At 68.0% G+C, this 22,829-nt stretch carries 26 protein-coding genes; 11 read left to right on the top strand and 15 right to left on the bottom strand.

Features of this window, described 5'->3' with window-relative positions; genetic code table 11:
• The 3 genes from ABTX78_RS18895 to ABTX78_RS18885 form a co-directional block, all read right to left on the bottom strand.
• Entirely contained in the window at nucleotides 1-657 is a 657-nt protein-coding gene (locus ABTX78_RS18895; protein WP_352207902.1) for a hypothetical protein, read from the bottom strand.
• Complete coding sequence (locus ABTX78_RS18890) at nucleotides 654-1,061, bottom strand: hypothetical protein (RefSeq protein ID WP_352207901.1); 408 nt, start codon at nucleotides 1,059-1,061, stop codon at nucleotides 654-656. Before ABTX78_RS18890 ends, ABTX78_RS18895 begins: the two co-directional genes overlap by 4 nt.
• Nucleotides 1,062-1,468: 407 nt before the next feature.
• Nucleotides 1,469-2,332 (bottom strand): endonuclease/exonuclease/phosphatase family protein, encoded by an 864-nt coding sequence (locus tag ABTX78_RS18885; RefSeq protein WP_352207900.1) that lies wholly within the window; start codon nucleotides 2,330-2,332, stop codon nucleotides 1,469-1,471.
• On the opposite strand from ABTX78_RS18885, the gene ABTX78_RS18880 reads away from it, so the two are divergent.
• Nucleotides 2,331-2,708 carry a DUF6882 domain-containing protein gene (locus ABTX78_RS18880; RefSeq protein WP_352207899.1) on the top strand — a complete coding sequence of 126 codons (378 nt, stop codon included), beginning with the start codon at nucleotides 2,331-2,333 and terminating at the stop codon, nucleotides 2,706-2,708. The genes ABTX78_RS18885 and ABTX78_RS18880 overlap by 2 nt on opposite strands.
• Before the next feature lie 61 nt (nucleotides 2,709-2,769).
• Here the strand turns inward: ABTX78_RS18880 and ABTX78_RS18875 are convergent, their stop codons facing one another.
• From ABTX78_RS18875 to ABTX78_RS18860, 4 genes are all read right to left on the bottom strand, one after another.
• The gene (locus ABTX78_RS18875; protein WP_352207898.1) at nucleotides 2,770-3,054 is read right to left on the bottom strand and encodes a hypothetical protein; all 285 of its coding nucleotides are present in this window, start codon (nucleotides 3,052-3,054) and stop codon (nucleotides 2,770-2,772) included.
• A gap of 283 nt (nucleotides 3,055-3,337) precedes the next feature.
• A complete protein-coding gene (locus ABTX78_RS18870) occupies nucleotides 3,338-4,369 on the bottom strand; it encodes an NAD(P)/FAD-dependent oxidoreductase (RefSeq protein WP_352207897.1) in 1,032 nt (343 codons plus the stop codon).
• A complete protein-coding gene (locus ABTX78_RS18865; RefSeq protein WP_352207896.1) occupies nucleotides 4,366-4,881 on the bottom strand; it encodes an isoprenylcysteine carboxyl methyltransferase family protein in 516 nt (171 codons plus the stop codon). Before ABTX78_RS18865 ends, ABTX78_RS18870 begins: the two co-directional genes overlap by 4 nt.
• A gap of 8 nt (nucleotides 4,882-4,889) precedes the next feature.
• On the bottom strand, nucleotides 4,890-6,044 hold the full coding sequence (locus tag ABTX78_RS18860) for a type III polyketide synthase (protein WP_352207895.1): 1,155 nt from the start codon (nucleotides 6,042-6,044) through the stop codon (nucleotides 4,890-4,892).
• Between the two features lie 44 nt (nucleotides 6,045-6,088).
• Between ABTX78_RS18860 and ABTX78_RS18855 the strand changes: the two genes are divergently transcribed.
• From ABTX78_RS18855 to ABTX78_RS18845, 3 genes are all read left to right on the top strand, one after another.
• Nucleotides 6,089-6,949, top strand: coding sequence for a UbiA family prenyltransferase (locus ABTX78_RS18855; protein WP_352207894.1), 861 nt, complete (start codon nucleotides 6,089-6,091; stop codon nucleotides 6,947-6,949).
• Between the two features lie 677 nt (nucleotides 6,950-7,626).
• Entirely contained in the window at nucleotides 7,627-8,076 is a 450-nt protein-coding gene (locus ABTX78_RS18850; protein ID WP_352207893.1) for a hypothetical protein, read from the top strand.
• Between the two features lie 393 nt (nucleotides 8,077-8,469).
• Nucleotides 8,470-9,114, top strand: coding sequence for a LysE family translocator (locus tag ABTX78_RS18845; protein WP_352207892.1), 645 nt, complete (start codon nucleotides 8,470-8,472; stop codon nucleotides 9,112-9,114).
• A 154-nt stretch (nucleotides 9,115-9,268) separates the two neighbouring features.
• Here ABTX78_RS18845 and ABTX78_RS18840 read toward each other — a convergent pair whose 3' ends face one another.
• The 4 genes from ABTX78_RS18840 to ABTX78_RS18820 form a co-directional block, all read right to left on the bottom strand.
• Nucleotides 9,269-9,925: a proteophosphoglycan 5 gene (locus tag ABTX78_RS18840; protein WP_352207891.1), complete on the bottom strand. Its 657-nt coding sequence runs from the start codon at nucleotides 9,923-9,925 to the stop codon at nucleotides 9,269-9,271.
• A 240-nt stretch (nucleotides 9,926-10,165) separates the two neighbouring features.
• On the bottom strand, nucleotides 10,166-11,242 hold the full coding sequence (locus tag ABTX78_RS18835) for a cytochrome d ubiquinol oxidase subunit II (protein ID WP_352207890.1): 1,077 nt from the start codon (nucleotides 11,240-11,242) through the stop codon (nucleotides 10,166-10,168).
• Complete coding sequence (locus ABTX78_RS18830; protein ID WP_352207889.1) at nucleotides 11,181-12,533, bottom strand: cytochrome ubiquinol oxidase subunit I; 1,353 nt, start codon at nucleotides 12,531-12,533, stop codon at nucleotides 11,181-11,183. The genes ABTX78_RS18835 and ABTX78_RS18830 overlap by 62 nt, the downstream gene beginning before the upstream one ends.
• A 500-nt stretch (nucleotides 12,534-13,033) precedes the next feature.
• Nucleotides 13,034-14,299, bottom strand: coding sequence for a cation:proton antiporter (locus ABTX78_RS18820; protein ID WP_352207888.1), 1,266 nt, complete (start codon nucleotides 14,297-14,299; stop codon nucleotides 13,034-13,036).
• Nucleotides 14,300-14,575: 276 nt separating this feature from the next.
• On the opposite strand from ABTX78_RS18820, the gene ABTX78_RS18815 reads away from it, so the two are divergent.
• Nucleotides 14,576-14,779, top strand: coding sequence for a cold-shock protein (locus tag ABTX78_RS18815; RefSeq protein ID WP_352207887.1), 204 nt, complete (start codon nucleotides 14,576-14,578; stop codon nucleotides 14,777-14,779).
• A gap of 588 nt (nucleotides 14,780-15,367) precedes the next feature.
• Here ABTX78_RS18815 and ABTX78_RS18810 read toward each other — a convergent pair.
• Both ABTX78_RS18810 and ABTX78_RS36160 read right to left on the bottom strand, forming a co-directional pair.
• Entirely contained in the window at nucleotides 15,368-15,685 is a 318-nt protein-coding gene (locus ABTX78_RS18810; RefSeq protein ID WP_352207886.1) for a DUF2795 domain-containing protein, read from the bottom strand.
• 821 nt (nucleotides 15,686-16,506) lie between these two features.
• Nucleotides 16,507-16,800, bottom strand: coding sequence for a hypothetical protein (locus ABTX78_RS36160; protein WP_502993905.1), 294 nt, complete (start codon nucleotides 16,798-16,800; stop codon nucleotides 16,507-16,509).
• Between ABTX78_RS36160 and ABTX78_RS36155 the strand changes: the two genes are divergently transcribed.
• The 6 genes from ABTX78_RS36155 (at nucleotide 16,684) to ABTX78_RS18780 (ending at nucleotide 20,129) form a co-directional block, all read left to right on the top strand.
• Nucleotides 16,684-17,265 carry a hypothetical protein gene (locus ABTX78_RS36155; RefSeq protein WP_502993902.1) on the top strand — a complete coding sequence of 194 codons (582 nt, stop codon included), beginning with the start codon at nucleotides 16,684-16,686 and terminating at the stop codon, nucleotides 17,263-17,265. The two genes, ABTX78_RS36160 and ABTX78_RS36155, sit on opposite strands and share 117 nt — an antisense overlap.
• Nucleotides 17,266-17,272: 7 nt before the next feature.
• On the top strand, nucleotides 17,273-17,938 hold the full coding sequence (locus ABTX78_RS36150) for a glycosyltransferase (RefSeq protein WP_502993897.1): 666 nt from the start codon (nucleotides 17,273-17,275) through the stop codon (nucleotides 17,936-17,938).
• A 116-nt stretch (nucleotides 17,939-18,054) separates the two neighbouring features.
• Complete coding sequence (locus ABTX78_RS18795) at nucleotides 18,055-18,432, top strand: DUF2267 domain-containing protein (protein WP_352207885.1); 378 nt, start codon at nucleotides 18,055-18,057, stop codon at nucleotides 18,430-18,432.
• A gap of 9 nt (nucleotides 18,433-18,441) precedes the next feature.
• Nucleotides 18,442-18,795, top strand: coding sequence for a glycogen debranching N-terminal domain-containing protein (locus ABTX78_RS18790; RefSeq protein ID WP_352207884.1), 354 nt, complete (start codon nucleotides 18,442-18,444; stop codon nucleotides 18,793-18,795).
• Nucleotides 18,796-18,967: 172 nt separating this feature from the next.
• Entirely contained in the window at nucleotides 18,968-19,657 is a 690-nt protein-coding gene (locus ABTX78_RS18785; RefSeq protein WP_352207883.1) for a glucosidase family protein, read from the top strand.
• A complete protein-coding gene (locus ABTX78_RS18780; RefSeq protein WP_502993901.1) occupies nucleotides 19,596-20,129 on the top strand; it encodes an amylo-alpha-1,6-glucosidase in 534 nt (177 codons plus the stop codon). The genes ABTX78_RS18785 and ABTX78_RS18780 overlap by 62 nt, the downstream gene beginning before the upstream one ends.
• 688 nt (nucleotides 20,130-20,817) lie before the next feature.
• Here the strand turns inward: ABTX78_RS18780 and ABTX78_RS18775 are convergent.
• Together ABTX78_RS18775 and ABTX78_RS18770 are read right to left on the bottom strand one after the other, a co-directional pair.
• Complete coding sequence (locus ABTX78_RS18775) at nucleotides 20,818-21,021, bottom strand: hypothetical protein (RefSeq protein WP_352207881.1); 204 nt, start codon at nucleotides 21,019-21,021, stop codon at nucleotides 20,818-20,820.
• Nucleotides 21,022-22,418: 1,397 nt separating this feature from the next.
• Nucleotides 22,419-22,829, bottom strand: a 411-nt coding sequence (locus tag ABTX78_RS18770) for an RHS repeat-associated core domain-containing protein (RefSeq protein WP_352207880.1), incomplete at its 5' end; no start/stop codon positions are given.

Genomic DNA, 22,829 nt, shown 5'->3' with positions numbered 1-22,829 from the left:
TCAGTTGCCCCCCGTGTCATCCTGCTGTTGCGCCTGCTGGGCACGCTCCTCCGGCGATGGGCCGAAGGTGTCGTCCAGCGCCCGGTCGAACTCTTCGTCGGATACGCCGAGCGCGTCGTTGAGCATGTCGGACTGCCGGCCGCCCTGGCCCTCGGTGAGCACCGTGCGGCCGGTGTCCTTCCAGGTCTGGCCCATTTCCTGACCGGCCTTGTCGAACGACTCCGCGCTCCAGTCCGGGTTCAGGTAGTCCGGCGTGAACACGTCGCCCCAGCCCTGCTGGGTGATCTCCTCCTCCGTGGCGTGCGGGTTGCCACCCATCACGGAGTTGACGCCCACCTTCAACGCGCCCTCGACGTACTGGTCGTGCTCCCACTGGGTGCCCGCCGCCAGACCCAGACGGTTCGCGATCGCGCTGGCGTCGCTCACCAGGGCGCGCACGCCCCACTCCCAGCGCTCGCAGAAGTCCTCGAAGTCGACCGAGAGCCCGTGGTGCCCGGCCTCCATCCCGGTCATCGACAGTCCCGAGAAGCCCTTGCCCATCACCGAACCGGTGGCTCCGCCGAGTTCACCGAGCTGGTCGATGGTCGCGCCCACGCCCTTCGTGAACTTGGCGACGGACGCCTTGTCGAAGGCGAGCTCCCCGCCCCCGCCGCTCACCGCGCGTTCCCTTCCGCGTCCACGTCCAGCGCGACACCGTCCGGCACGATCCCAGCGACCGGCGGGAAGAACATCGACCCGTCCTCGGTCGCGATGTCGACCGCCAGCCCGGCAGGCTCGTCCAGCGACGGCACGACCTCGTCCACGATGCGCGCCCCCAGCAACGCCGCGAACTCCCAGGGGTGGTCCCCGGGTCCCTGGCTCCGTGCGAACAGGGCGAGCGCCGACTCGTCGGTGAAGGCGCAGATCCAGCGCACCCCGCCCGAACGGGCCGACCACAGACCGCCGCCGGACACCGGTACGAGCAGGACCGACCGCCTCATCTCACCGACCAGCGCCCGTGGGTCCCCCGCGCCTCTTCTGCTCTCGGCGATCCGCTCAGTGAGCGCTGTCCCTGTCGCCATCACGACCGCTTTCCCCTCCTGCGTGACATCCGTTGACCATGATAGGGACGCGTGGAACACGGTGGCGGGTTCCGGTCGTGAGGTCTCGCCGATGGTGCGGTAGTCGTGCGACAGCCGGGACGTTGTCCACCTCAACGTGCCGCTGACGATGGCACTGTGCCCACGTCGAATCTGCCGAGTTCGCCAACCCGTTCTCGAGCGGGTCCCTCCCGAAGAGGGGCCATGGACGGCCCGCACAGCCGCACCCCGCCGGCCGGAACGCCTCCATCGGTGGGTGTGCCTGAGCGCGCCCGCCTCGCCGTTCCCTCGTGGGCGGTGGTGGCGTTGGGCAAGCCACGTGGGCACGGGCCAGGCGAAGCGGATCGACGGCTTCCGCGATCACCGGCCGGACCGGCCAGGATGCCTGCTCAGGTTGAGTCCACGTCGGCGTACAGCAGGTGGTGGTCCGAGTGGGAGGTGGGCTGTACGCGGTGCCCACGCGCGACGACGCCTCGCAGGAAGATGTAGTCGAACTTGCTCTGCCAGTCGGTCGTCACTTTGCAGGTGCCGAAGGATGAGGGCTGGCACTGGGGGTCTGCATCCGCGGCCAGTGCCCATATCGGGGCGAGTTCGGGAGCGTCCGGCACGGCGTTGAAGTCGCCGAGTACGATCGCGCGGTCGTGCTGGGCGACGTCTGCGGCGAGTACACGGGTCTGCTCCGCTCGGACTGCTTCCTGACGTCGTTGGGCGAGGTGTGTATTGAAGACCCGGACATGCCGGCCCTTGACCAGGGTGGTGACGGCCATGTACCCCCGGTCTTCGGATCCTCCGTCGGGGTATTCCACGTGGTGGCGGTCTGTCATCGGTGCCGCCGAGAGGATCGCCTGGCCGTAAGCCCCCGGACTCCACGGCATACCTCCGCAGCGGTCCCAATCCCGAAGAACCGTCCCGTACTCGACGTGGTAAACCAGCCCGTGCCGCCTTTTCAGGTGGCCGCGGATCCTCTCGACGTCACGCACGCAGGCTTCTTGCAGGCCGATGAGCTGCGGCGCATATGTGGCAATCGCCGCCGCCCGGTCGACGTTGCTGCCCTCGCAGGGGTTGCAGATGTTCCACGTCATGACCCTGTTCGGTACGACATCCTTGGCGGCTTCGACGGGCAGTGACCTGGCGAAAAGGGCGCCGCTCGGTGCACTGGGGCCGACAATCGCCACGCACGCCACCATCACGACGCCCGCGAGCAACCGCGTGCCTCTCCCGAGCACCGTCGCCTCCTCCGAGTGGATACGCATGGCCTCTGGCGTCCTCAATCACGAGGTTACGGGCCGCTGCGTCAACAGCACCTCCGATGTGGGGAGCTCGTTACGCTCGGAGCGGCCACCTCGGGGCCAGGATCAGAGGGCGGGCGTCATCACCTGGGCCTTCCCCGAGAAGCTCGCAAGGGCGCCCGCGCAGATCCTCGCCGGCTCCAGTCCTTTGTCGAGCTCGTGGCTGTCGGCCTGGGCGAACGAGAGCGTCCTCCGGGCGATGAGCCGCGACGCCCGACCCGTTCGGGACTGGGCGGAAGCACACGGCCATCACGCTCCGGCCCAACTCCCTCTCTCTGCTCTCGTTCGAGTTCGAGCAAGGGCGGACTCGTGTCGACGCGAGAGACAGTGGCACGCGTGACCAGCCAGAGTCGGTGTTCACCAGTCCCGGCCGGTGGTCAGCTCCTCCGCATCCGCGTCGTTCACGAGCAAGCCAAAACCTCCCCGGCCATGACCTGGGGAGGGTGGGGAAGCAGTGACGCGAGGTTGTCTCGCACGAAGTCTGCCGCCTTCGAGATCGATTCCGCGGCGCCGGCCCGGTCCCGGAAGACGCTGGTCGAGACCATCACTCCGTCCCCGGCATCAACCCAGTAATAGGCCACGAAACCTGAAACCTGGCGCATGAGCGGCACGAACCCCTCGTTCACGCGGCGTCCCGCCTCAGCCGGATCCGTCACGCCTTCGTACCGCCGGACTGCTGCGTACATCACCGAGCTCCTCGTGCGGGTCAGGGCCTGAATTCTGATCAGACGTCATACCCCCGCATGGGCTGCTTGGCTCGTGAGGCACTCGACCATCACCCGAAGGGCCGCGTCCGGTGATCCGAACGGCGACTTCCGAGACCGGTCACACAACCATGCGCCCGACTGCCAGGGGTCGGAAGGATGTGGTGAAACCGACGGGGCAGCGTACGCCGTCTTTCCTTCGTCGGACATGTGCGGCCGATGCGCTGTCGCTGAGGCCCGGCGGCCATCCCGTCGGGGCGGGGTCTCAGGCCAGCGCGTTCACCGCCGCCGCGAAGACTCGCGGCAGACGTTCGGCTGTAGGCACGATGTGCGGTGCGAGCCCCGGCTGTTGTCTGGCCCGTACCAGGAGTTCCGTCAGCAGTCGGTGGCGGCGGGTCGCGCCTTTCCAGTCTGCCTCGTAGCGCCATGGTGTGCCTCGGCGCACGTTGCGGACCAAGGCTTCGGCGCCGGCGAGGGCGAGGGAAATGCCTTCGCCGGTGAGCGCATCGATGTATCCCGCGGCATCGCCCACGAGCAGTACCCGACCCTGGAATCGGGCGCGGGCAGTCTGGCGCAGTGGCCCCGCGCCTCGCACCACGGTCGCGGCCGCTTGAGCGGGGAGGCGGGCCGCGAGCTCGGGGAAGCGCGCCAGCTGGATGTCGAAGGGGGCGCGCTGGGCGGTCAGCAGGGCGACGCCCACGAGTTCGGGGCCGATCGGGGTGACATACGCCTCCGCATGCGGCCCCCAGTGCACCTCGACATGCTCAGTCCAGGGAGGCACGGCGTAGTGGCGACGCAGTCCGTACCGGGGTGCCCCGCAGGGCTGCACTCCCAGGCCGACAGAGCGGCGTACCGGTGAATGCAGGCCGTCAGCGCCCACCAGCCATCTGGCGCGCAGACCGGTGCCGGGGACGGAAACACCTGTGGTGTCCTGTTGCACGTCCTCCACTCGTACAGGCAGTACGGGCACCCCCTCCGCCAGAACGGCCCGGTGCAGAGCGCCGTGGAGGCTGGTGCGGCGCACACCGAGGCCGGGGCCTTGCCGGAACGATGCCTGAACTTGGCGTGTGCCCTGGACATAGCGGATGCCGGCAATGGGGTAGCCGGCAATTTGCAGGCCGAGGGCGGTGAGGGCGTGGACGGCGCCGGGCATCAGTCCCTCGCCGCAAGCTTTGTCGACCGGTGCCTGGCGTGGCTCTGCCACGACGGTGTCGAGGCCCGCGCGCGCGGCGTACAGGGCGGTCGCCAGTCCTGCCGGCCCTCCTCCCGCGATGAGTAGGTCGTGCCGGCCGCTCACGCGGGCAACGTCCGCGCGAGGGCCGTGTTCTCGCAGCGGACACGGACCGTGAGCAGGATGGCATTGGCCAGAGTGAAGGCCGTTGCGGTCAGCCATGCCGAGTGCACCAGGGGCAGGGCGGCGATCTCCACCACGACGGCGACGTAATTCGGGTGACGTAGGAATCGGTAGGGGCCGGCGCTGATCAGACGCGCGCCCGGAACGACGATGACGCGTGTGTTCCAGTACGGCCCGAGCGTGGTGATGCACCACCAGCGCAGTGCTTGGGCCAGCAGAGTCAGCGCCAGCATGGACCATCCCAGGGCGGGCACGAACGGGCGGTGGGTGATCGTGGGTTCGAGGAGACAGCACACGAGCAGACCCGTGTGCAGGGCGACCATGACCGGGTAGTGGCCGCGGCCGTACTCCACGCCGGCGCGCGCGAGGGTCCATGCCCCGTTGCGCCGGGCGACGATCAGTTCGGCGACGCGTTCGACGGCGACGGCCAGAACGAGCAGCGTGTACCAGGTCATGTGGCCGCTCACCAGCGCAGTAGGACGAGTTCGGAGCAGAACCCTGGGCCCATCGCCATCAGCAGGCCCCAGGCACCGGGCTCTGGCCGAAGGGACTGCCAGGTGTTCTGCAGGATGTGCAGTACGGAGACGGACGACATGTTCCCCACTGTTGCGAGAGAACGCCGCGCACTGTCGAGGGCGTCGTCGGGTAGTCCGAGGGTGTCGGTCACAGCGGAGAGCACCTTGGGGCCTCCCGGATGACACATCCACGTCTCGATGTCGTCGACGGTGAGGCCGTGTTCGGCCAGGAAGGCGCGCAGATGCCGGCCGAAGTGATCCCGCACGATGCCAGGGACACCGGCGTCGATCACGACGCGGAATCCGCTGGCGCCGATGTCCCACCCCAGGAGCTGCTCAGTGTCCGGATACAGACGGCTGCATGTCGCGACCACCGAGGGCCCGGCTCGGCCGGGCCGGTTGGCGGCCCCGGTGCCACAACCACTGCCGCGGGCAACGAGCGCTGCCGCGCCGTCACCGAACAAGGCGCCGGCGACGAGGTTGGCGGGGGAGTCGTCACCCTGCTGGAGCGTGAGCGAGCACAGCTCTACGGTGAGGAGTACAGCAGTGTCGTGAGGATGGCCCCGCAGGTAGTCGTGCACCCGGGAGAGACCGGCTGCCCCCGCAACGCATCCCAAGCCGAACACCGGCAGCCTTTTGATGTCGGGCCGCAGCCCCACGCGTCCGGCCAGCCGGGCATCGAGTGACGGGGCGCCGATACCGGTGATGGAGGCGCACACCAGTAGGTCGACGTCAGCCGGCTCGAGTCCCGCCTCCTCGAGCGCGCCGGTGAGGGCTTCCTCGGCCAGTTCGAGGCCCGCAGCCATCCAGGCGTCGTTGCACTGACCGAAATCGCCGAGCTCGGCGTACTGCTCGATCGGGAGTGCGAGGTGGCGCGTGCGCACGCCGGCGGAGGCATGCAGGCGACGCAGCACAGCGCGGTCGGCCTCCGGGGGCAGGCACAGGTCACCGATCGGTTCGGTGAGGTCGTCCTGGGCGTAACGGTGCGGCGGCAGTGCGGTGCGCACAGCGGCGACCGTGGTGGCCGTTGCGGGTGCAGCCGAGCCGCTCGGCGCGGTACGGACGGAGAAAGCATCGGCACCGGTGATGACGGGGACACGCATGTCGGTAATGCCTTCCATCTCGCACATGACCTATACCTGCACTCGTGTCTCTACACCCCTCCGAGACCCTTGCCCCCACGACACACCGTGTCCCCGCCCTGCTGCGCTCCTGCCACCTGGAGCCGGCCCTTGCTGTGACGGTCTTCGTCACCGCGCTGGCCCTGGCCTCCGGCCGCGGGCCGGCAGGTTCGGCGGCCGTCGCAGCAGCGGTACTGGCCGGTCAACTCTCGGTCGGCTGGTGCAACGACGCGGTCGACGCACAACGCGACACACTGTGCAGCCGCGGCGACAAGCCGGTGGCCGCCGGTGAACTCCCGCGCCGAGCGGTGGCTGTTGCGGCGGGCACGGCCTTGGCGCTGTGCGTGCCGTTGTCGCTGCTCAGCGGCGCAGCCGCGGGCGCCGTGCATCTGGCCGGTACCGCCGCCGGCTGGGCGTACAACCTACGGCTGAAGCAGACCGTGCTCTCCCCGCTGCCTTACGCCGTGGGCTTCGGCTCGCTGCCTGCCTTCGTCACCCTGGGCCTGCCCTCGCCGGCCTGGCCGGCTTGGTGGGCTGTGATGGCCGGCGCGCTTCTGGGCGTGGGCGCGCACCTGGTGAACGTTCTTCCGGACATTGCGGACGATCTCGCGACCGGCGTGCGCGGACTGCCACAGAGGATGGGGCGGGCGGCCTGCCGGTGGCTGGGCCCGATGACGATGCTGTCGGCTGTGGGCGTGCTTGTAGCGGGGCCGCCCGGACCGCTTGCGGCTCTGGACTGGATGCTGGCGACGGCTGCCGTCGTCATCGCGGTGTCAGGCACGGCCGTGCCGTCGGGAACACGGAGCCGTTGGCCGTTCCGGGTGGCGATCACGGTCGCCGGCATCGCGGTCGCACAGCTGTTGCTGCGAGGGGCGGACATGGTCTGAAACCGAACGGCTGCCTCGTTCGGCACCGGGCCCGACCATCCCGGCGCCCCATGTCCCACCATGGCATCCCCGCACATCTCCGGCTCCTCGCTGTCGGGGCGGGCCCGCTGCGCCGCCGGCATCCGCGAGATCCTGGAGTCCTGGTTCGGTTCGCCGGCAGCGACGAGGGTGCCGATCTCCCGTATGTCGGCGCCTGCTTGGGCGACGGCGGCGAAGGAGGTGTCGCACTACAGGCGACAGGTGAACACCCCCTGTTCCCCGCAAGCCACCGGGCCGCAAACAACACCCGGTCGTGAGCGTGCCCGGATCGCCCCGCCGTTGTCCGCAACCGCACGGGCATAGCGGACGCTCCGCCCGAGCCGAGCGCGTAGCTGCCGAGGAAGCCACCAGCACCACGGCATCCGCGCCCGATTCGGCCGGCGTTGATGGACGCAGGTCGAAACCCCAAAAGTCTGTCCGTTTCCACCCATCAGGGCAACGGTCGGCGTGTGGAGAGAGTCCTACCCGCTGTGATCGAAACGCGTACACAGCACAGGGCGATGGTGTCACCCGCCGTCTTCACAGCAGCATGCGTCGGGAGTCCGGCCCTCGCCGCCGTGGCGATCTGGAGCAGCCTCCTGCTGGTCTTGCAGGGGCGGGTGGTGCCCGGCTGGGTGGTGAGCGCAATTCTCCTTGTCATGGCACTCGTTCTGCGGTGGGCCCTCGCCCGGGTGGACCGCCCGGCCGACCCTCCGAGCCTCCCGCGGAAGCGAGCCGTGTCAGCACGGCTGGTCGGCAGTTTGCTGATCGTGACCGCGATGCTGGGCATCGCATGGGGAGCGGCGGATGATCTGATATCGGACGCGGAGTACCACGTACTGCGACCTGCGGGGCCGGAGGGCTGCACGGCCGTGGTGCGGGAGACGTCCTTTCTTGTGATCGGCAATGGCGAGGCGTACGCGGTGGGGCCGACCGGCCTGGCCCTGGGCAAGTCGGCAGCCTGGACGGTCGACGATGGCTACCGGCCCGTCGGCGCAGGCACATACGAGTTGGACTGGAGACGGGACGGCGGCCTTCTGAGAGTCAGCGGTACGAGCACCGATCCGGTTGTCCGTGGCGGATCGGCCGACATCGACTGCGGGTGGTGAGGCCGGTCCTGCGGCGCCACCTCATCGACAGGCACCGCCTGCCGCGCTCTCCGGCGGGAGTCGGGCCCCGGGCACTGCGGTTCCGTTCGACTGCCTCAAACGGCGCTGCGGGCATCAAGGCTGCCGCCATCCAGGGCGTCGGCGCTTCAGCCGCGAGCCGAACACCTCTCATTCAGCAGGTTGCTGAACGAGAGGAAAACGGGGGTGGAGAGTCGGCTGTCGTCGATGTCGTCGGCGGGGAGGAACGGGGTCGGGGGCGCATGAAGGCACCGAACGGCAAGGCCGTATTCTCCAGAGAGCGAGACAGCGCTGCTGATGTGTCGTAGCCGTCCGTCGCAACCGGGCGGCCCCATTCCGCATCAGGGGCTCGATGAACGACCAGGAGGTTGACCGGTGATCACTCTGGCAGCAGTCGGGGGAGTGGCCCTGGTCGAACTGGGCATGGCCCTGACTCCGGGACCGAACATGATCCACCTCGCCTCCCGCGCGATCACCCAAGGCCGCAGAGCGGGCCTGGTCAGCCTCAGTGGGACAGCCGTGGGATTCGTGTGCTATCTGCTGGCCGCGGCTGCGGGCCTGTCCGCGTTGTTCGCTGCCGTGCCGGTGGCGTTCACGGTGGTCAAGCTTGCCGGGGCCGCCTACCTGGCCTACCTCGCCTGGGGCATGCTCAAGCCCGGCGGCCGCTCGCTCTTCGCCCCGGCTCAGGACCTGCCTCCGGTCTCCGACGCCCGCCTGTTCTCGATGGGGTTGCTGACCAACCTGCTCAACCCCAAGATCGCTCTTGTGTATGCCGCCCTACTGCCCCAGTTTCTGGACCCGCAGGCCGGTCCGGCCTGGGGACAATTGCTCCAACTCGGTGGCGTGCAGATCATCGTGGGGATCTCCGTGAACGCTTTGATCGTGCTGGGCGCAGCTCGCGTGTCGGGGTTTCTGGCGGCCCGGCCCCGCGTCATGACCGCCCAACGGTTCACGGCAGGCGGCCTGCTCGGCGTCTTCGCTCTGCGCACCGCCCTGTCCCCGGCGCCTGTCTCCACCTGAGCCAGGCCCACGTGCCTGTGACACCAGTCGTGCTGGGAGCGCCGATACGGGGACGCCTTCGGGGCGGCCTCTTTGAACGGGTGGGCCGGGGCGGTCGCCTTCTACGGCCGGGTGGGGACCTTGACTTGCGTGCTGGTGCGCGACTGGCCGCTGGTTACTGTCTGTGGCGTGGCCATGCGCGGAAGGCGTGTGCTGCGGCTACTCCGGCTGATGGGTTCCATGCTGGGGGTGTGGCGGGTTGGGGGCCGATGACGGCGGTCAGCAGGTCTTCCGTGATCAGGCAGTCCGCTGCGACGAGCGCTTCGATCGCCGCTGTCGGCGGTGGTGTCTGCATGCCTGGTGAGTCCTTGGTGTATTCGGTGACGGACTCCACCGTCATCTCCGCGCTGAGTGCGGGCAGTCCCACGCTGTCGAAGCCGTCGTCGGGCTCGTACTCTGCGCACTGCCAGCGACCGTCCTCGAAGCCGTAGACGAAGCCCACCCACTGCCCGGCCTCCTGCACGGCGCGTACTGGCGGCTCCCACCAGGCGGGCGCGCCGGCCAGGAGGTCCGTCTCCTGTTCCTGGAAGTACTCGGCGGCGGGGCCGTAGTAGGTGTTGCTGTACTCGTGGTCGTGGCCGACGAACAGGGCCCGACCGTCCTCGAAGTGGTGCAGGTCGAGCCAGTTGCCGCCCGCGTCGTCGTAGTGCCAGCGGGCGTCGTCGGCGCGGCAGCCATCCCCCCAGCCGCGTGCCGCGACCACCGCGGCGAAAGCGGCCCAGCGCGGACGGAGTTGAGCAGGGGTGGGGAGATCCAGAGTGATGAGAGCCATACGCACACCCTGGCACGCGGGACTGACAGAGCATCACGCACCGCATCAGGCGTGACACGAACAACCCCGATGTGGGGGACGCGGTCCAGCGCCTCCGCCCACCCGGATCGGTCCTCGCCTTCCCCCATCGATTCGCATTCGTTCTTGGCGAGCCGCGAGGAGTGAGCGCATGAACCCGGTGGTCGATGAACGCCTGCGGCGCTTACGCAGCGACTCGACAACCACGTACATCAGTTGGTGTCATTCGTATCGCGTACGGTCGCGTTGGAATGTCGTGTAGAGCCACCACAAAGAAGGCAGCAGCAGTACGGCACCGACGGCCAGCGCGCCCAGACTGGCGGCGAGTACGGTGTCCGTCGCGGCCGCCTCCTCAAGGTTCAGGCCAGGCAGCAGCTGGGGGTACTGCCCGATACCCCATCCCCACAGCAGGCCGGTCACGGCAAGCGCGGCCGTGAGACGCACGGTCAGGTACCAGCGGCCCCACGCCAGCAGCACCAGGGACAGCACGCCGGCCGCCACCGACAGCATGGTGAACGGCAGCGCGGCGCCAGACGTCAGCTCGTCGAACAGGGGACTGGCATCGGCGTGCAGCACGACCAGACCGACAGCAGACAGCACCCCGACGACCATGCCGGTGCCCAGTGCACGCCGCCGGAACAGCGCGGTGAGTGCCTCGTCGCCGGTGCGCTGAGCGTCGCGGGTGAGATACACGGCGGCCAGATACGCCGCGATACCGACCGCCAGCAGACCGGTGACCACAGAGGTGGGATTGACCCAGCTGGTGACGAGATCGCCGGCCCCGATACCCGGCGGTACCCGCCCGGACGCGATCGCGCCGGCGACCGTACCGAGGAAGAACGGTGTGACCAGCGAGGAGAACGCGAATGTGGCGCCGAACAGTCTCTGTCGCCACAATCCGACGCTGACCTTGCGGAATGCGAACGCCGCACCACGCGCGATGATGCCGAGCGCGACGGCGGTCAGCGGAATGTAGAGCGTGGAGCAGATGGCGGCGAACACCTCGGGGACGCCGGTCCAGGTCAGGACGATCACGAAGATCAGCCAGACGTGGTTCGCCTCCCACACCGGCCCGATCGAGTGCTCGACAAGAGCTCGCTGGTCTCGACCGCGCTCTGCGCTGCCGGCGAGCAGGTCCCATACCCCGCCCCCGAAGTCAGCGCCGCCGAACAGCACATATGCTGTCAGCCCGATCCACAACACGATCAGCATGATGCCCGGTAGATCCATGGGAACCTCAGATGACTTTGTAATCGGCGACGTCGCGTTCCTGCGGGGCGACCGGCACGGGCTGGTCACGGGCCAACCTGCGCAGTACATACACGGTGGCGACGGTCAGCGCCGCGTAGACCAGTGAGACCAGGACGAATCCCCAGACGAGACCCGGTGCGGGGTTGACTGCCTCCGAGGTGCGCATCACCCCGTAGACGATCCACGGTTGGCGTCCCACCTCTGTGACCGTCCAGCCGGCTTCCAGCGCCAGGACGGCGGCCACTCCGGACAGCGCCGCCGCGCGTAAGAACCACGGTGAGCCCGGCAGATCCCGCCGTCGCTTCCACGCGAGGGCCATCCAGAGCGACAACGCGAGCAACGCGAAGCCCATAGCGACCATGATCTGGAATGCCCAGTGTGTGATGTTGACCGGTGGGCGGTCTGCCTCGGCCACGTTCTCCAGCCCGGCGATCTCCGAGTTCGGGGACCAGTGCGCGAGGAGCGAGAGCCCGTTGGGGATTTCCAGCGCATAGCGCAGCTCGCCGTCGACCGCGACCCCACCCAGGTGCAGCGGCGCACCGCGCTCGGTGTGGAACACGCCTTCCATAGCGGCGAGTTTCACGGGCTGGTTCGCCGCGACGAAGTGCGCGGCCCAGTCGCCGACGCCGATCTGAACGGGCGTGACCAGGGCGGCGAGGGTGAAGGGGATCAGGAAGCCGAGTCGGTGGTAGCGATCCCGGCGGCCGCGGAGCATCGCCACCGCATACACACTCGCCATCAGGAAGCCGGCCACCATGAACGCCGCGAGGATCATGTGCACGGTCTGCGGCGGGGTGGCCGGGTTGAACATCGCTGCCCACGGGTCAACAGACACAATCTGGCCGTCGACTTCCTCGAAGCCGGTGGGCACCTGCATCCATGCGTTGGCGGTCACCACGAAGAAGGCGCTCGCAACCCCGGCCACGACGATCGGGATACCGGACAACATGTGCGGCACGGGTGGCATCCGGTCCCAGGCGTAGAGATAGATGCCGAGGAAAATCGCCTCGATGAAGAATGCGATGCCCTCCAGCGAGAAGGGCAGCCCGATGACCTGGCCGTAGGTCCCCATCAGTCCTGGCCACAGCAGTCCCATCTCGAACGACAGGATGGTGCCCGAGACCGCCCCCACCGCGAACAACACGCCCATCGCACGTGCCCAGCGGCGCGCCAGAAGGCGATAGTGCACATCGCCGGTGCGGTGGCCGCGCCACTCAGCGATGAGGGTGATCGCCGGCATGCCGACGCCCAGACATGCCAGCACGATGTGCCAGCCCAGCGACAGCGCCATCTGCATGCGTGCCGCGACCAGGTCGCCTTGGCCGACGGCAATCTCCATGATGAGGGACATCGTTCTCCAGGCGAAGACGGACTGATCCGCACACATGCGACGCCACCCGCGTCACATGACGTCTCCGACTGGCCGCAGACCTCCCCACATGGCCGAGCGCAAACACCCGTCGGCACCATCCAACTGCTCCGCTGCTCGGTCGCCGGCAGCACATGCCTTCGGCCGCGTTACCGTGCGGCTGTTGCGCTCCGGTGCGGCGAGCGCTGGGCGACGACGCCGGTGGAGACTGTGGGCGCTGTGATCAGCCGATGTCTAGGCGCGCCGTGGAATGTCGTTGCGCGTCCTCGAGTTTGCTCGGTCTGTTCTCCAGTCGCGTGGAACGGGTTCGCGTTGTCGGGCACCCAGGGCAGGCCCGCCGCCGCTTGGGCGAAGGCCCGCGCCGATGCCGTGTCATGTGGCACCGTGCGCAGCAGAGAGCGGGTACGCCGGACTGCCGGGGTGAGCGGGTGGCTCAGCCAGGTGAACGAGAGGGTGTCGCGCATGATGTGTCAGGGTGGCTGGTTGGTTCTGCCGCGGAGTCGGTCCAGACGGATGATGGTGGGTGCCGCGGCAGTGCCGTGGACCACGACCGAGATGAGGACCGTGAAGGCGACGAGTGACCACATCTGGTCGCCGAGGGCGGCGAAAGCGTCGGTCTGTCCCAGCGCGTAGGACAAGTAGAACAGCGAGCCGATTCCGCGGATGCCGAATGCGGAGGTGACGATCCTTTCACGGGGGCCGATCGGCAGGCGGGCCTGGGAGATCCAGGCGGTGATCGGGCGGACGGCCAGGATCAGCAGGAGCCCGAGGAAGGCGGCGGGCCAGCTGAGGCTGCTCAGGCCGCCGTTGGCCAGGTAGGTGCCGAGGAGGAAGAGCAGGAAGGCCGTCAGGAGGCGCTCGATCTGTTCGGTGAACTCGTGAAGGACCTTGTGGTAGCCGTGGGTGCGTTCGGCGGCCCGGATCGAGCAGGCGGTGACGAACACGGCGAGGAAGCCGTAACCGTGGGCGAGTTCGGCGATGCCGTAGGCCAGGAAGGTAGCGCCGAGGGCGACGAACCCTTCGAGGTGCTCGGACAGGCGCACGGCGGAAGGCCTGGCGCGGAAGAACATCCATCCCAGGAGACGGCCGGTCGCCAGTCCGGTGAGGACCCCGATCGCCGTTTTGGCGAGGAGGTCGCCGAGAACCCAGGGCCCGATCCAGCCGGCGGACCAGCCACCGCCGGCTACTGCCGCCAGGGCGATGGCTGCGAGGACGAACGGGAAAGCCAGGCCGTCATTGAGCCCGGCCTCAGCGGTCAGGCTGAAGCGGACCTCGTCGTCGTCCTCCTCGGAATCAGCAGGCTCGCCGACACGGACTTCGGCGGCGAGGACCGGGTCGGTGGGAGCGAGCACTGCGGCCACCAACAGCGCGGCAGCCGGCGGCCACCCGAGCAGCGTTATGGCGAGCAGCGTGGTCGCGGCGATCGTCAGCGGCATCGCCAGGCCCAGCAACCGCCACGGACCGGCCCACCGCCTCAGGCCGAATGGGCGGTTGAGGGCCAGGCCGGCTCCCATCAGCGAGATGATCACGCAGACTTCTGTCGCGTGCTCCACCCACAACCGTTGGCCCATTGGATCGACCACGGGCAGCGGGAGCGGCAGAAGCGCGACGGCCGTCCCCGCGGCCAGGAACACCATCGGCATCGACAGTGGTCTACGGAACACCAGCCGCGGCAGCACGGCGGCGGCGAGGGCACCCACCCCTATGGCGGCGTACACGGCATCGGAGATCGTCATCCGCACCATCCTCGCATCCGGCGACCACCGCACCGGTCTCCGTCAGACGTGCCGAGGCCCAGCCACAGGGGGTGTGAGGCGAGCCTCGTGACCACCTTGTCGCCGATGCGCCCCGGGCTCCGCGGGTGTAGCGTCGAAGTTGAGCAGTCGTGGTTCCGAAGTCATTCGCCCGTGATCGCACACACGGGCGTTTTCGCTGTTCAGCGTCTCTTCGGACCAAGGCGGCTCCTGCCGGGCGCCGAAGACGCGGGCCCGGTCCGCTCGAAGGAGAGAGTCATGGCCAGGGGCACGGTCAAGTGGTTCAACAGCGAGAAGGGCTTCGGCTTCATCGAGCAGGAGGGCGGCGGTCCTGACGTGTTCGCCCACTACTCGAACATCGCCAGTCAGGGCTACCGCGAGCTGCAGGAGGGCCAGACGGTCGAGTTCGACGTCACTCAGGGCCAGAAGGGTCCTCAGGCGGAGAACATCCGGCCCGTCTGACCCGGCCGGCTCGGCAAGGCGCGGACTTGGCGCTTCCAGCGGGCATCGCGGTCCGTGGCGGTCCTGTGTGATCGCCGGGGCGTCACAGGCTTTGCGGCGCTCATGAGGCACGAACCGTTCGGCGTCGGCGGGACACGGAATCCGTTGCGGCCCTCGAACCGTACGTCGAGAACGGTGTCGAACCCGTAAGCCGTCGAACGGCGCACCGCTTGACGGTGGCGTGTACGCCCGGCCCGCAGGCATTGCGTTCCATGGAACCCGGCAAGCACTGCGGTATGGCCCCGGGAGGGGATTGGTGTCGTCATCCCCAGCGATCTCCCGGGTATCCCCGCGTCGAGTGCCTCGTCCGCCAGCCGCATCTGTCGTTCGTGCTCGCGCCGGTGCTGCACGCAGGAGAAGGTCTTTCTGACCAGTTCGCTGGGCCTTGGCGGACACGGGTGGTGGGACTGACGTGCCGGACGCCTGGAGCTCCACGAGTACGTCAGACGTGCAGGGCTTTCACGCCGGCCGCCGGACTTACCGGTCGCTCGGCGGCCGATGCTCACTGCTGTCCCGCCCGGCTCGGCCAGTTACCCAGCCACCCCGGTATCAGCGGTCCAGCTCTTCTTCCACCGGCGGCTTGGGCACCTCACGCAGGTGCTGCGACATGCCGGGCTTGCCGCCCTGGCGTGCCTGCTCGCCGCGTTGTCCCGGACTGAGCCCCAGGTCCGAGTCAGGATCGGTCCGGACGGAACGGGCGATTTCCTCACGGTTGTCGTAGGTCTCCGGTGGGATGCCGCGCAGGGCGGAGATCACCTCGTCAGAGGCGCCGGTGGAACGGGCCTCGTCCAACAGCTGGTTCTTGTCTGCCGGGAAGTCGACATTCTTCAGAGCCCCCAGCACTTCTTCGACTGTCGCGTGTGCCATGGAAAACACTCCTCACTCACATTGGTCACGCGCTCCACTCTCGTTGGTCACGCGCTGCGCGTACCCGTATCGACTTCAAGCACACGAGACTCACGCAGGCAGATGCATGAGCAGAGCAGCGCGGGCTCGGGCTACTCCAGGCCGAGTGAAACCAGTGGTCACCGACCGGAAGCGGGTTCCCTTCGGCCGCCGAGGCTGCGAGCACAGACCCCACGGCGGGAGGGGCTGATTCCAGCGGCGAAGGCCGCGGCGCAGCCCGAGCCGACCTGGCCGGCCACACGAACTCACACGGCCCGCGTGACGCGGTTGTCGCCGGACAAGAGGTGCGCGGAAAGCCAGCGATTGCGAAAGCATCTGTGCCTGGTGGTTCGAGTGCTGCACCACCGACGCCCAGGCCGCAGAAATTTTTGCCCGCAGCAACCGGCTTCCCGGGTCCGTACCCGTTCCGCGCCACCGAAGAGCAGGGAGGGGGGAGCGAGGCACGTCTAGGTGAACCAGCACGGAACGTCGCACCGGGCATCTGATCTGCATCGTGCCCCGGGTTGCCGCCCCCGCGCCCGTCGCCACCTGCGGATCCCGGGTACCCACCGGACCTGGAACGCCGGCTCGCCGCGCTGAAACGGGCTGCCGCTTGTCCTGGCGGGTCCAGCGCGTTCTTCGATTTTGGTAGTGCCGGGCGGAGGAAGGAGCGGTGCTCGTGACCGGAACCTGGACAGCGTCGAATTTCTGAACGTTCCACCAGATGCGCAGGCGGCAGCACGATGGCATACACCAGCACCGCACAGCCACTGGCAGCCTTCCCTCAGCCACCGGTTGCCGTGTCACCGGTTCCCCAGGAAGCCCACGTCATGGGCGCCGATCCCATCCTTCTGGGCAACATGATCGGGCCCGCCCGGGCCGCCGAGCTGGCCACCGCCTTCCGCGGCGTGAGAGAAGCACTCTCCGGCCGCCGGCTCATCGACGTGAACTCGACGATGAACGGTGGCGGTGTGGCCGAGATGTTGCATCGGCTGCAGCGATACGACCGTGGGGCGGGGCTGGACGCACGGTGGTTCACCATGCAGGGCGATCCCGCCTTCTTCGCCTTGACCAAGCAGTTGCACCACTTCCTGCACGGAGCTGACGCCTCCGGGCCACCACTCGACCGGGGCCGGAGCCCGGCATTACGCGGCGGTCTGCGAGGCCAATGCGCGCACCCTGCTGTCTGCGGTTCGGCCGGGAGACGTGGTTACCCTGCACGATCCGCAGGCCGCTGGACTCGTCACCCATCTGCAGCGGGCCGGGGCGCGGGTGATCTGGCGGTGTCATGTCGGCACGGACGCCCGCAACGGGTACACGGAGCGGGCATGGGCATTTCTGCGGCCCTGGCTGGAGACGGCGGATGCCTACGTGTTCTCTCGGGCGCAATATGTTCCCGGCTGGCTCGCCGGACGCCCCGTTGCCGTGATCCGGCCGTCGATCGATCCGCTGTCGGCCAGGAACCGCCCCCTTGCCCCATCGACGGCGTCGGCGATCCTGAGCCGCATCGGGCTGCGTGCGCCCGCGGACCGGGACGGCCCGGCGATCTACCGACGCGGTGACGGTTCGATGGGCCGGATACAGCGGGACCCGACCTGCGTGTGCAGTGCTTCACTGCCCCCTGCCGATGCGCCGCTCATCGTGCAGGTCTCCCGCTGGGATCCGCTGAAGGACATGGCCGGCGTGCTCACGTCCTTCGCGGATGCAGGCGGCGGGCTGGACAGCACCCACCTGGCCCTGGTGGGCCCGGATGTCCACGGCGTCGTCGACGACCCGGAAAGCGGGCGGGTCTTCGCGGAATGTGCGGCGCTGTGGCACCGGCTGGCCGATCGGGTGCGCATTCGAGCGCACCTGGCCTGCCTGCCGATGGCCGATGCCGAGGAGAACGCGATGATCGTCAATGCCGTGCAGCGTTCGGCGGCGGTGGTGTCGCAGAAAAGCCTGGCGGAGGGATTCGGCCTGACCGTGACGGAAGCCATGTGGAAAGGACGCCCGGTCATCGCCAGCGCTGGCGGTGGCATCCGTGACCAGATGGAGCACGGACTGCACGGCATTCTGCTCGACGATCCTCGTGACGGAGCGTCCTTCGCCGCGCAGACCAGCAGCCCGGTCGCTGATCGGTACCTGGCGAACGCACTGGGGGCCGGTGCCCGACGCCGTGTCCGGGAGGGCTTCCTGGACGACCGTCAGCTTCTGCAACAGACGTCCCTCTATCGGGACGTGGCCCGAGCGTGACCCGGTCGGCCGCCTGGCCGCTGTCTCCAACCCGCCGCGACGTCCGCGCGGTCATCGGCTCGCACCAAATCCCCGTTCAGGACTGGGGCTCGAGAAGAAGCACGAGGAGAGAACTCATGGATTACGAGACCTTCATCGACACGGTGTCCCGGCGGTCCGGGGTTCCACCGGACAAGGCTGAGGCCCTTACGCACGCCACACTGGAGACGCTCGCCGAGCGGCTCACCCGGGGCGAGGCGGATGATCTCGCCTCGGAGCTGCCCAAGCCGCTGAAGACAGCCCTCATCGCCCCGACCCCGGAAGCGGAGGGCTTCGGACTGGACGAGTTCGTCGACAGGGTGAGTCGGCGTTCCGGCATGAGTCCGGACAAGACCCGCGAGGGAGTGCGTGCGGAACTCAGCACCCTGCGCGACGCGGTCAGCGACGGCGAGTTCCGTCACGTACTGGCCCAACTGCCCTCGGAGTTCGCCGAACTCGCCGGCGCCAGGGGATAGGAAGGCGACATGATTGACGAGGTCGGACGGGTCGTCGAGGAAAGCGAACCGGCCGTACTCACCCCGGCCACCGTCACCTTGGTCGAGGGGCCGACCTTCTGCGTCTCAGGCGCCTCCGGGGACATGGAGGCCGCGGCACCGCAGGGTCTGTTCTTCCGCGACATGCGGGTCATCTCCGACTGGCGGCTCAGCGTGGACAGGCTGCGCCCGCACCACCTGACCGTCATGTCCCACGACCCCTACCGCACGACGTTCCTGTCCCGCGTGCCACCCCACGTCTCACAGAGCGAACTGCTGGTGGAACGCAACGCACGCGCTACGTGGGTGAGGGGATGCGCGAGGACCTCAGCCTGCGCAACCTGAGCGCACGGGCGATGACCGTGACAATCTCCCTGGACATCGAATGCCGACTTCGCCGACGTCTTCGCCGTCAAGGAGAGCCGGGTACGCCCACAGGGCGAAGTGACGGCCAAACCCGAAGGTCCGGTCCTGGAGCTCGACCTCCGTAGCCGGCTCCGCATGGCGTGGCGTACGGGTGGAGAGCCAGGACGCACGCGCCCGGCCGGACGGCCTGGACTTCCGTGCCGAGGTGCCCGCGCGCGGCCAGTGGCGCACGACTGTGCAAGTGCGCCCCGGTGTCGACCAGGAGCACGCCGACGGCGTCTTCCCGATGGGCACGGAGCCGGGCGACTTCGGACCGGCACGCCGCCTGCGTGCCTGGCGCGAAAGCGCTCCGCGCATCACGGAGATCGAGGACCCGGAGCTGCACCGGACGCTGCGGCGCAGCCTGGAGGATCTCGGCGCGCTGCGCATCTTCGATCCGGCGCACCCGGAGGACACGGCAGTGGCCGCCGGTGCGCCCTGGTTCATGGCTCTGTTCGGCTGGGACTCGCTGCTGTCGTCCTACATGGCACTGTCACTGGACCAGAACCTGGCCCTGGGAACCCTGCAGACCCTGGCGCGCTCCCAGGGCCGGAGGATCGATCCCGCCACCGAGGAAGGGCCGGGACGCATCCTGCACGAGACCCGTTTCGGGCTGGACTTCCCGCTGGCACGCGGCGGTGGCAGCGTGTACTACGGCACCGCCGACGCCACGCCGCTGTTCGTGATCGTCCTCGGCGAGCTCAGCCGCTGGGGGATAGCCCCCCGAGGCCGTCGAGTCCCTGCTCCCTCACGCCGACCGGGCGCTGGAGTGGGTCGAGAAGCACGGCGACCGAGACGGTGACGGCTTCGTCGAATACCAGCGGATGACCAGCAACGGTCTGCTGAATCAGGGATGGAAGGACTCCTACGACGGTGTCAACTTCGCCGACGGCAGCCTGGCCGAGCCGCCGATCGCCTTGTGCGAGGTGCAGAGCTATGTCTACGCGGCCTACGTCGTCCGGTCGCACTTTGCTCACGAGGCCGGTGACCTCGAGGCGGTCGACCACTGGCGCGGGCGAGCCGCCGCGCTGAAGGAAGCCTTCAACGAGCGGTTCTGGTTGCCCGAGCGGGGCTGCTACGCCGTCGGCCTCGACGGCGACAAGTGCCCCATCGACGCGCTGGCCTCCAACATGGGCCACTGCCTGTGGACCGGCATCGCCTGCATCCGCCGCGAGCTCGCAGACGTCCGCACCGACGTAGCACGCCACGAGCTCGGCAGAGGACTATCGCGGACAGCACAGAACTACCCGCCCCAGATCCTCGAGGGCGGGTAGGGTCTGCGATTGACAATTCGATGCGTGGGCGGCAACCGGTATGAGCGCCTACGAACGGAACCGAATTGCCATGCCGATACCTGCGGTGAACAGGGCACCGACAAGGGTGATCCAGATCCCTGGACCCAAATTCATCAGTATCGCGATGAATCCAAGGACCACGAGAGCTACGCCGGCGAATAGGGCGACCCAGAGGCCGACGGAGGCAATTTCCCTGCCTGGAGGATCGCCAGATTGCAGCATTTCTCCGCCATCTGGTGTCGAGTTCTGCACTGGAACCACCACCGCCTTTCTGTGTGTTTACAGGGAGTCTTCCATTGCCCCGGCGGTTACATACTGACGGTGTCGCCAGCTATAGCGCAGCCAGCGGTACTCAGGGGAATGAGGAACGGGACACCGGCAGCAGTAGCCGTGGTCGCTGTGCCGGCCGCGCATACCGCCCCGAATGCGGCGCCTGCTGCTATTCCAGGGTCCTGTTCGAGGCCGACCGAGAACGCGAACGGATAGAGAACAGCCAGTCAAGGGTCAGGGTGGGTAGGAGCGCATGAAGGGCCCACCATCCTGGGTTGCCCATGGCCGATCAGCCTGTACCACATCGCCGAACGGTCGAGGGCGTCCCACATCGGCGGTCCTGTGGGAAGGCAAGTGCTTCAGACCCGTCTGCGGGGGGTCTGAGGCACTTGCGACTTTACGAACTGGCTTTCCGCATCACGATCTCTGACACGGCCCATGCGATGCCCATCATGACGAGCAGCGTCCCACCGCCGGCAACCATGCCGGCGGTCATAAAGTAGACGGATAGAGCAACACTCACCACAATCAGCACGCGCAGGATGGTCACCAGCCTCTTGACGCGCGCCTTACGTTGCAGCGAAACACTCACCTGCTCCATTCTCCATACCTTTCTAGACACGGTGGATGTGCTTCGGGGGCAGAGCTCCCTATCCCCGGAGCATGTCGGTTACTGGAACGGCATCTGTGCGATCTGACTCGCGCTCCAAGAGATTGCGTAGCAGCCAGCAGTGGCACCGAGGGACGTTCCCATGGTCGGTGCGGCCGTCAGGGCGACGGCAGCATCGCACAGGACACCAGCTACAGACCTGCGGCGAAGCCCGCGAAGCACGGCGACGAAAGGGCCGAGAGGTAGGGAGCGGTGCCATCCCGAGTTTGCAGAACCAGAAGGCGTTCAGCGGGTTCCGGGCGCGCCGGACTGGCGAATGCTGGACAGCGACGGGTTCTTCGTGAACATTCCGGGGTTCGGGCACTGCACGTCGGCCGCAACTACCTGCACGTGGCGCAAGATCGGCTGACGTAGCTCGAGCGCCAGTAGGTGAAGCAGGAGGGGGACCGGCCCACATGGCTGGTCCCCTTCTCGTATGTGGTCAGCCGGTGAGCCGGCTGCCACCGGTCTTCCAGCGCGAAGTCGAGCCTGCTGAGCCACACCAACTTCGCGCCGACCAGTTGCCGGGGCGTTCGTTGTAGCGGGACCAGCGGCTCAGGTAGCCGGTCGTGGCATCCAGATACAGGCCCGAGGTGCGATCAGCCGCGCCGTGGGAGACAACCGGAACCCAGGCTGCCTTCCACACGGTGATCCGGTTGTACTCGGCGCTGCGGGTGTTGAGGTGTCCTGGTCGGCCTCAGTGTCCATCTTCAGCCGGTGAACGACGGCCACGGCGCCCAGGGGCATCAGAGCCTCATTGCCCGGAAGGCATACCCAACCATTGGCCACACAAGCGGGCGCGCCGTAGACACCCCCTCTGATTTCCATGTGTCCGCCGGGGGCACGGCCCGCTCCGAGCTGGACCGAGGCGGTCCATCCGCACTGGGAAACCCGCGAGCGGGGCTGGTCGGTGGCCTGGCAACGCCACTGCGCCCCCTGAACAACCTCCTGACGCTGGAGGCATCTTGAGCTGTCGCAGCCCATGCGATCACCACCCCGCTCGGCCGCTACCAACTGGACAAGCTGCAGCTCCCGATGGGCACTGCCCAGCGCGGTTGCATTGCGACGCATGCGTCAAGGTTGGCTTTTGCGCGTCGTCTTGAGAAACAGGTAACCAGCACTCCATGTGATGACAACGATCGCAAGGAGTGCCCATCCTCCAATGTTCCCCATGGCAATGAGCACCACGGAGAGTATTATTCCGAGAAGTGTGAAGAAGGAGCCAATCGCGAAATAGCGCTTTACTCCGGCTTCCTGTTCAACAGTCCATCCCAGACGACTCATCGTAGTCCTCTCCAGGGTTATGAGGGGTGGGAGGATCGGTGAAGACCCTCCCACTCGCATTTCATCTATCCGCCGACTGTGTTGGAAACAAAGGTGCTGGCGCCCCAGGATCCCGCAAAGCAGACCGCTTGCCCCGCCACTGCCGATGCGCCGGCCGTGGGAATAGCTCCACCTAGCATGATGCTCTCGCACACGGCTAGAACGGCGGCGCCTGCCACGAACCCTGCGACGTCGCCCCAGAGCGCCCGAGTGTCACCTTCAACCAGGTGGCTTACGCCTTGAATGGCGTCGCCCACCATGCCCAGGGCGTCCCACGCTGCGAGCCCTGTGGGGTCGATGCGGTTGACGGGGTCGCCTTCGGCGTAGAGGTAGGGGTTCTTCTCCTGGCCGGAGGGGTCGGGTTGGGTGAAGCGGCCGATGTTGGGGTCGTAGTAGCGGGCCGCGTAGTGGTAGAGGCCGGTGGGGTCCTGGTAGCC

The sequence above is a fragment of the Streptomyces sp. NPDC096193 genome (assembly GCF_040302905.1).
Taxonomy (GTDB): Bacteria; Actinomycetota; Actinomycetes; order Streptomycetales; family Streptomycetaceae; genus Streptomyces.
This window is presented reverse-complemented; position numbering and strand designations above follow the sequence as displayed.

Coding starts and splice junctions, on each gene's coding strand:
- ABTX78_RS18890 (WP_352207901.1), bottom strand. CDS start 1,061: ATGGCGACAGGGACAGCGCTCACTGAGCGGATCGCCGAGAGCAGAAGA.
- ABTX78_RS18880 (WP_352207899.1), top strand. CDS start 2,331: ATGGCCTCTGGCGTCCTCAATCACGAGGTTACGGGCCGCTGCGTCAAC.
- ABTX78_RS18885 (WP_352207900.1), bottom strand. CDS start 2,332: ATGCGTATCCACTCGGAGGAGGCGACGGTGCTCGGGAGAGGCACGCGG.
- ABTX78_RS18875 (WP_352207898.1), bottom strand. CDS start 3,054: ATGTACGCAGCAGTCCGGCGGTACGAAGGCGTGACGGATCCGGCTGAG.
- ABTX78_RS18865 (WP_352207896.1), bottom strand. CDS start 4,881: ATGACCTGGTACACGCTGCTCGTTCTGGCCGTCGCCGTCGAACGCGTC.
- ABTX78_RS18860 (WP_352207895.1), bottom strand. CDS start 6,044: ATGCGTGTCCCCGTCATCACCGGTGCCGATGCTTTCTCCGTCCGTACC.
- ABTX78_RS18850 (WP_352207893.1), top strand. CDS start 7,627: ATGGCACTCGTTCTGCGGTGGGCCCTCGCCCGGGTGGACCGCCCGGCC.
- ABTX78_RS18840 (WP_352207891.1), bottom strand. CDS start 9,925: ATGGCTCTCATCACTCTGGATCTCCCCACCCCTGCTCAACTCCGTCCG.
- ABTX78_RS18830 (WP_352207889.1), bottom strand. CDS start 12,533: ATGGAGATTGCCGTCGGCCAAGGCGACCTGGTCGCGGCACGCATGCAG.
- ABTX78_RS18820 (WP_352207888.1), bottom strand. CDS start 14,299: ATGACGATCTCCGATGCCGTGTACGCCGCCATAGGGGTGGGTGCCCTC.
- ABTX78_RS18815 (WP_352207887.1), top strand. CDS start 14,576: ATGGCCAGGGGCACGGTCAAGTGGTTCAACAGCGAGAAGGGCTTCGGC.
- ABTX78_RS18810 (WP_352207886.1), bottom strand. CDS start 15,685: ATGGCACACGCGACAGTCGAAGAAGTGCTGGGGGCTCTGAAGAATGTC.
- ABTX78_RS36155 (WP_502993902.1), top strand. CDS start 16,684: ATGTTGCATCGGCTGCAGCGATACGACCGTGGGGCGGGGCTGGACGCA.
- ABTX78_RS36150 (WP_502993897.1), top strand. CDS start 17,273: ATGGGCCGGATACAGCGGGACCCGACCTGCGTGTGCAGTGCTTCACTG.
- ABTX78_RS18795 (WP_352207885.1), top strand. CDS start 18,055: ATGGATTACGAGACCTTCATCGACACGGTGTCCCGGCGGTCCGGGGTT.
- ABTX78_RS18790 (WP_352207884.1), top strand. CDS start 18,442: ATGATTGACGAGGTCGGACGGGTCGTCGAGGAAAGCGAACCGGCCGTA.
- ABTX78_RS18775 (WP_352207881.1), bottom strand. CDS start 21,021: ATGGAGCAGGTGAGTGTTTCGCTGCAACGTAAGGCGCGCGTCAAGAGG.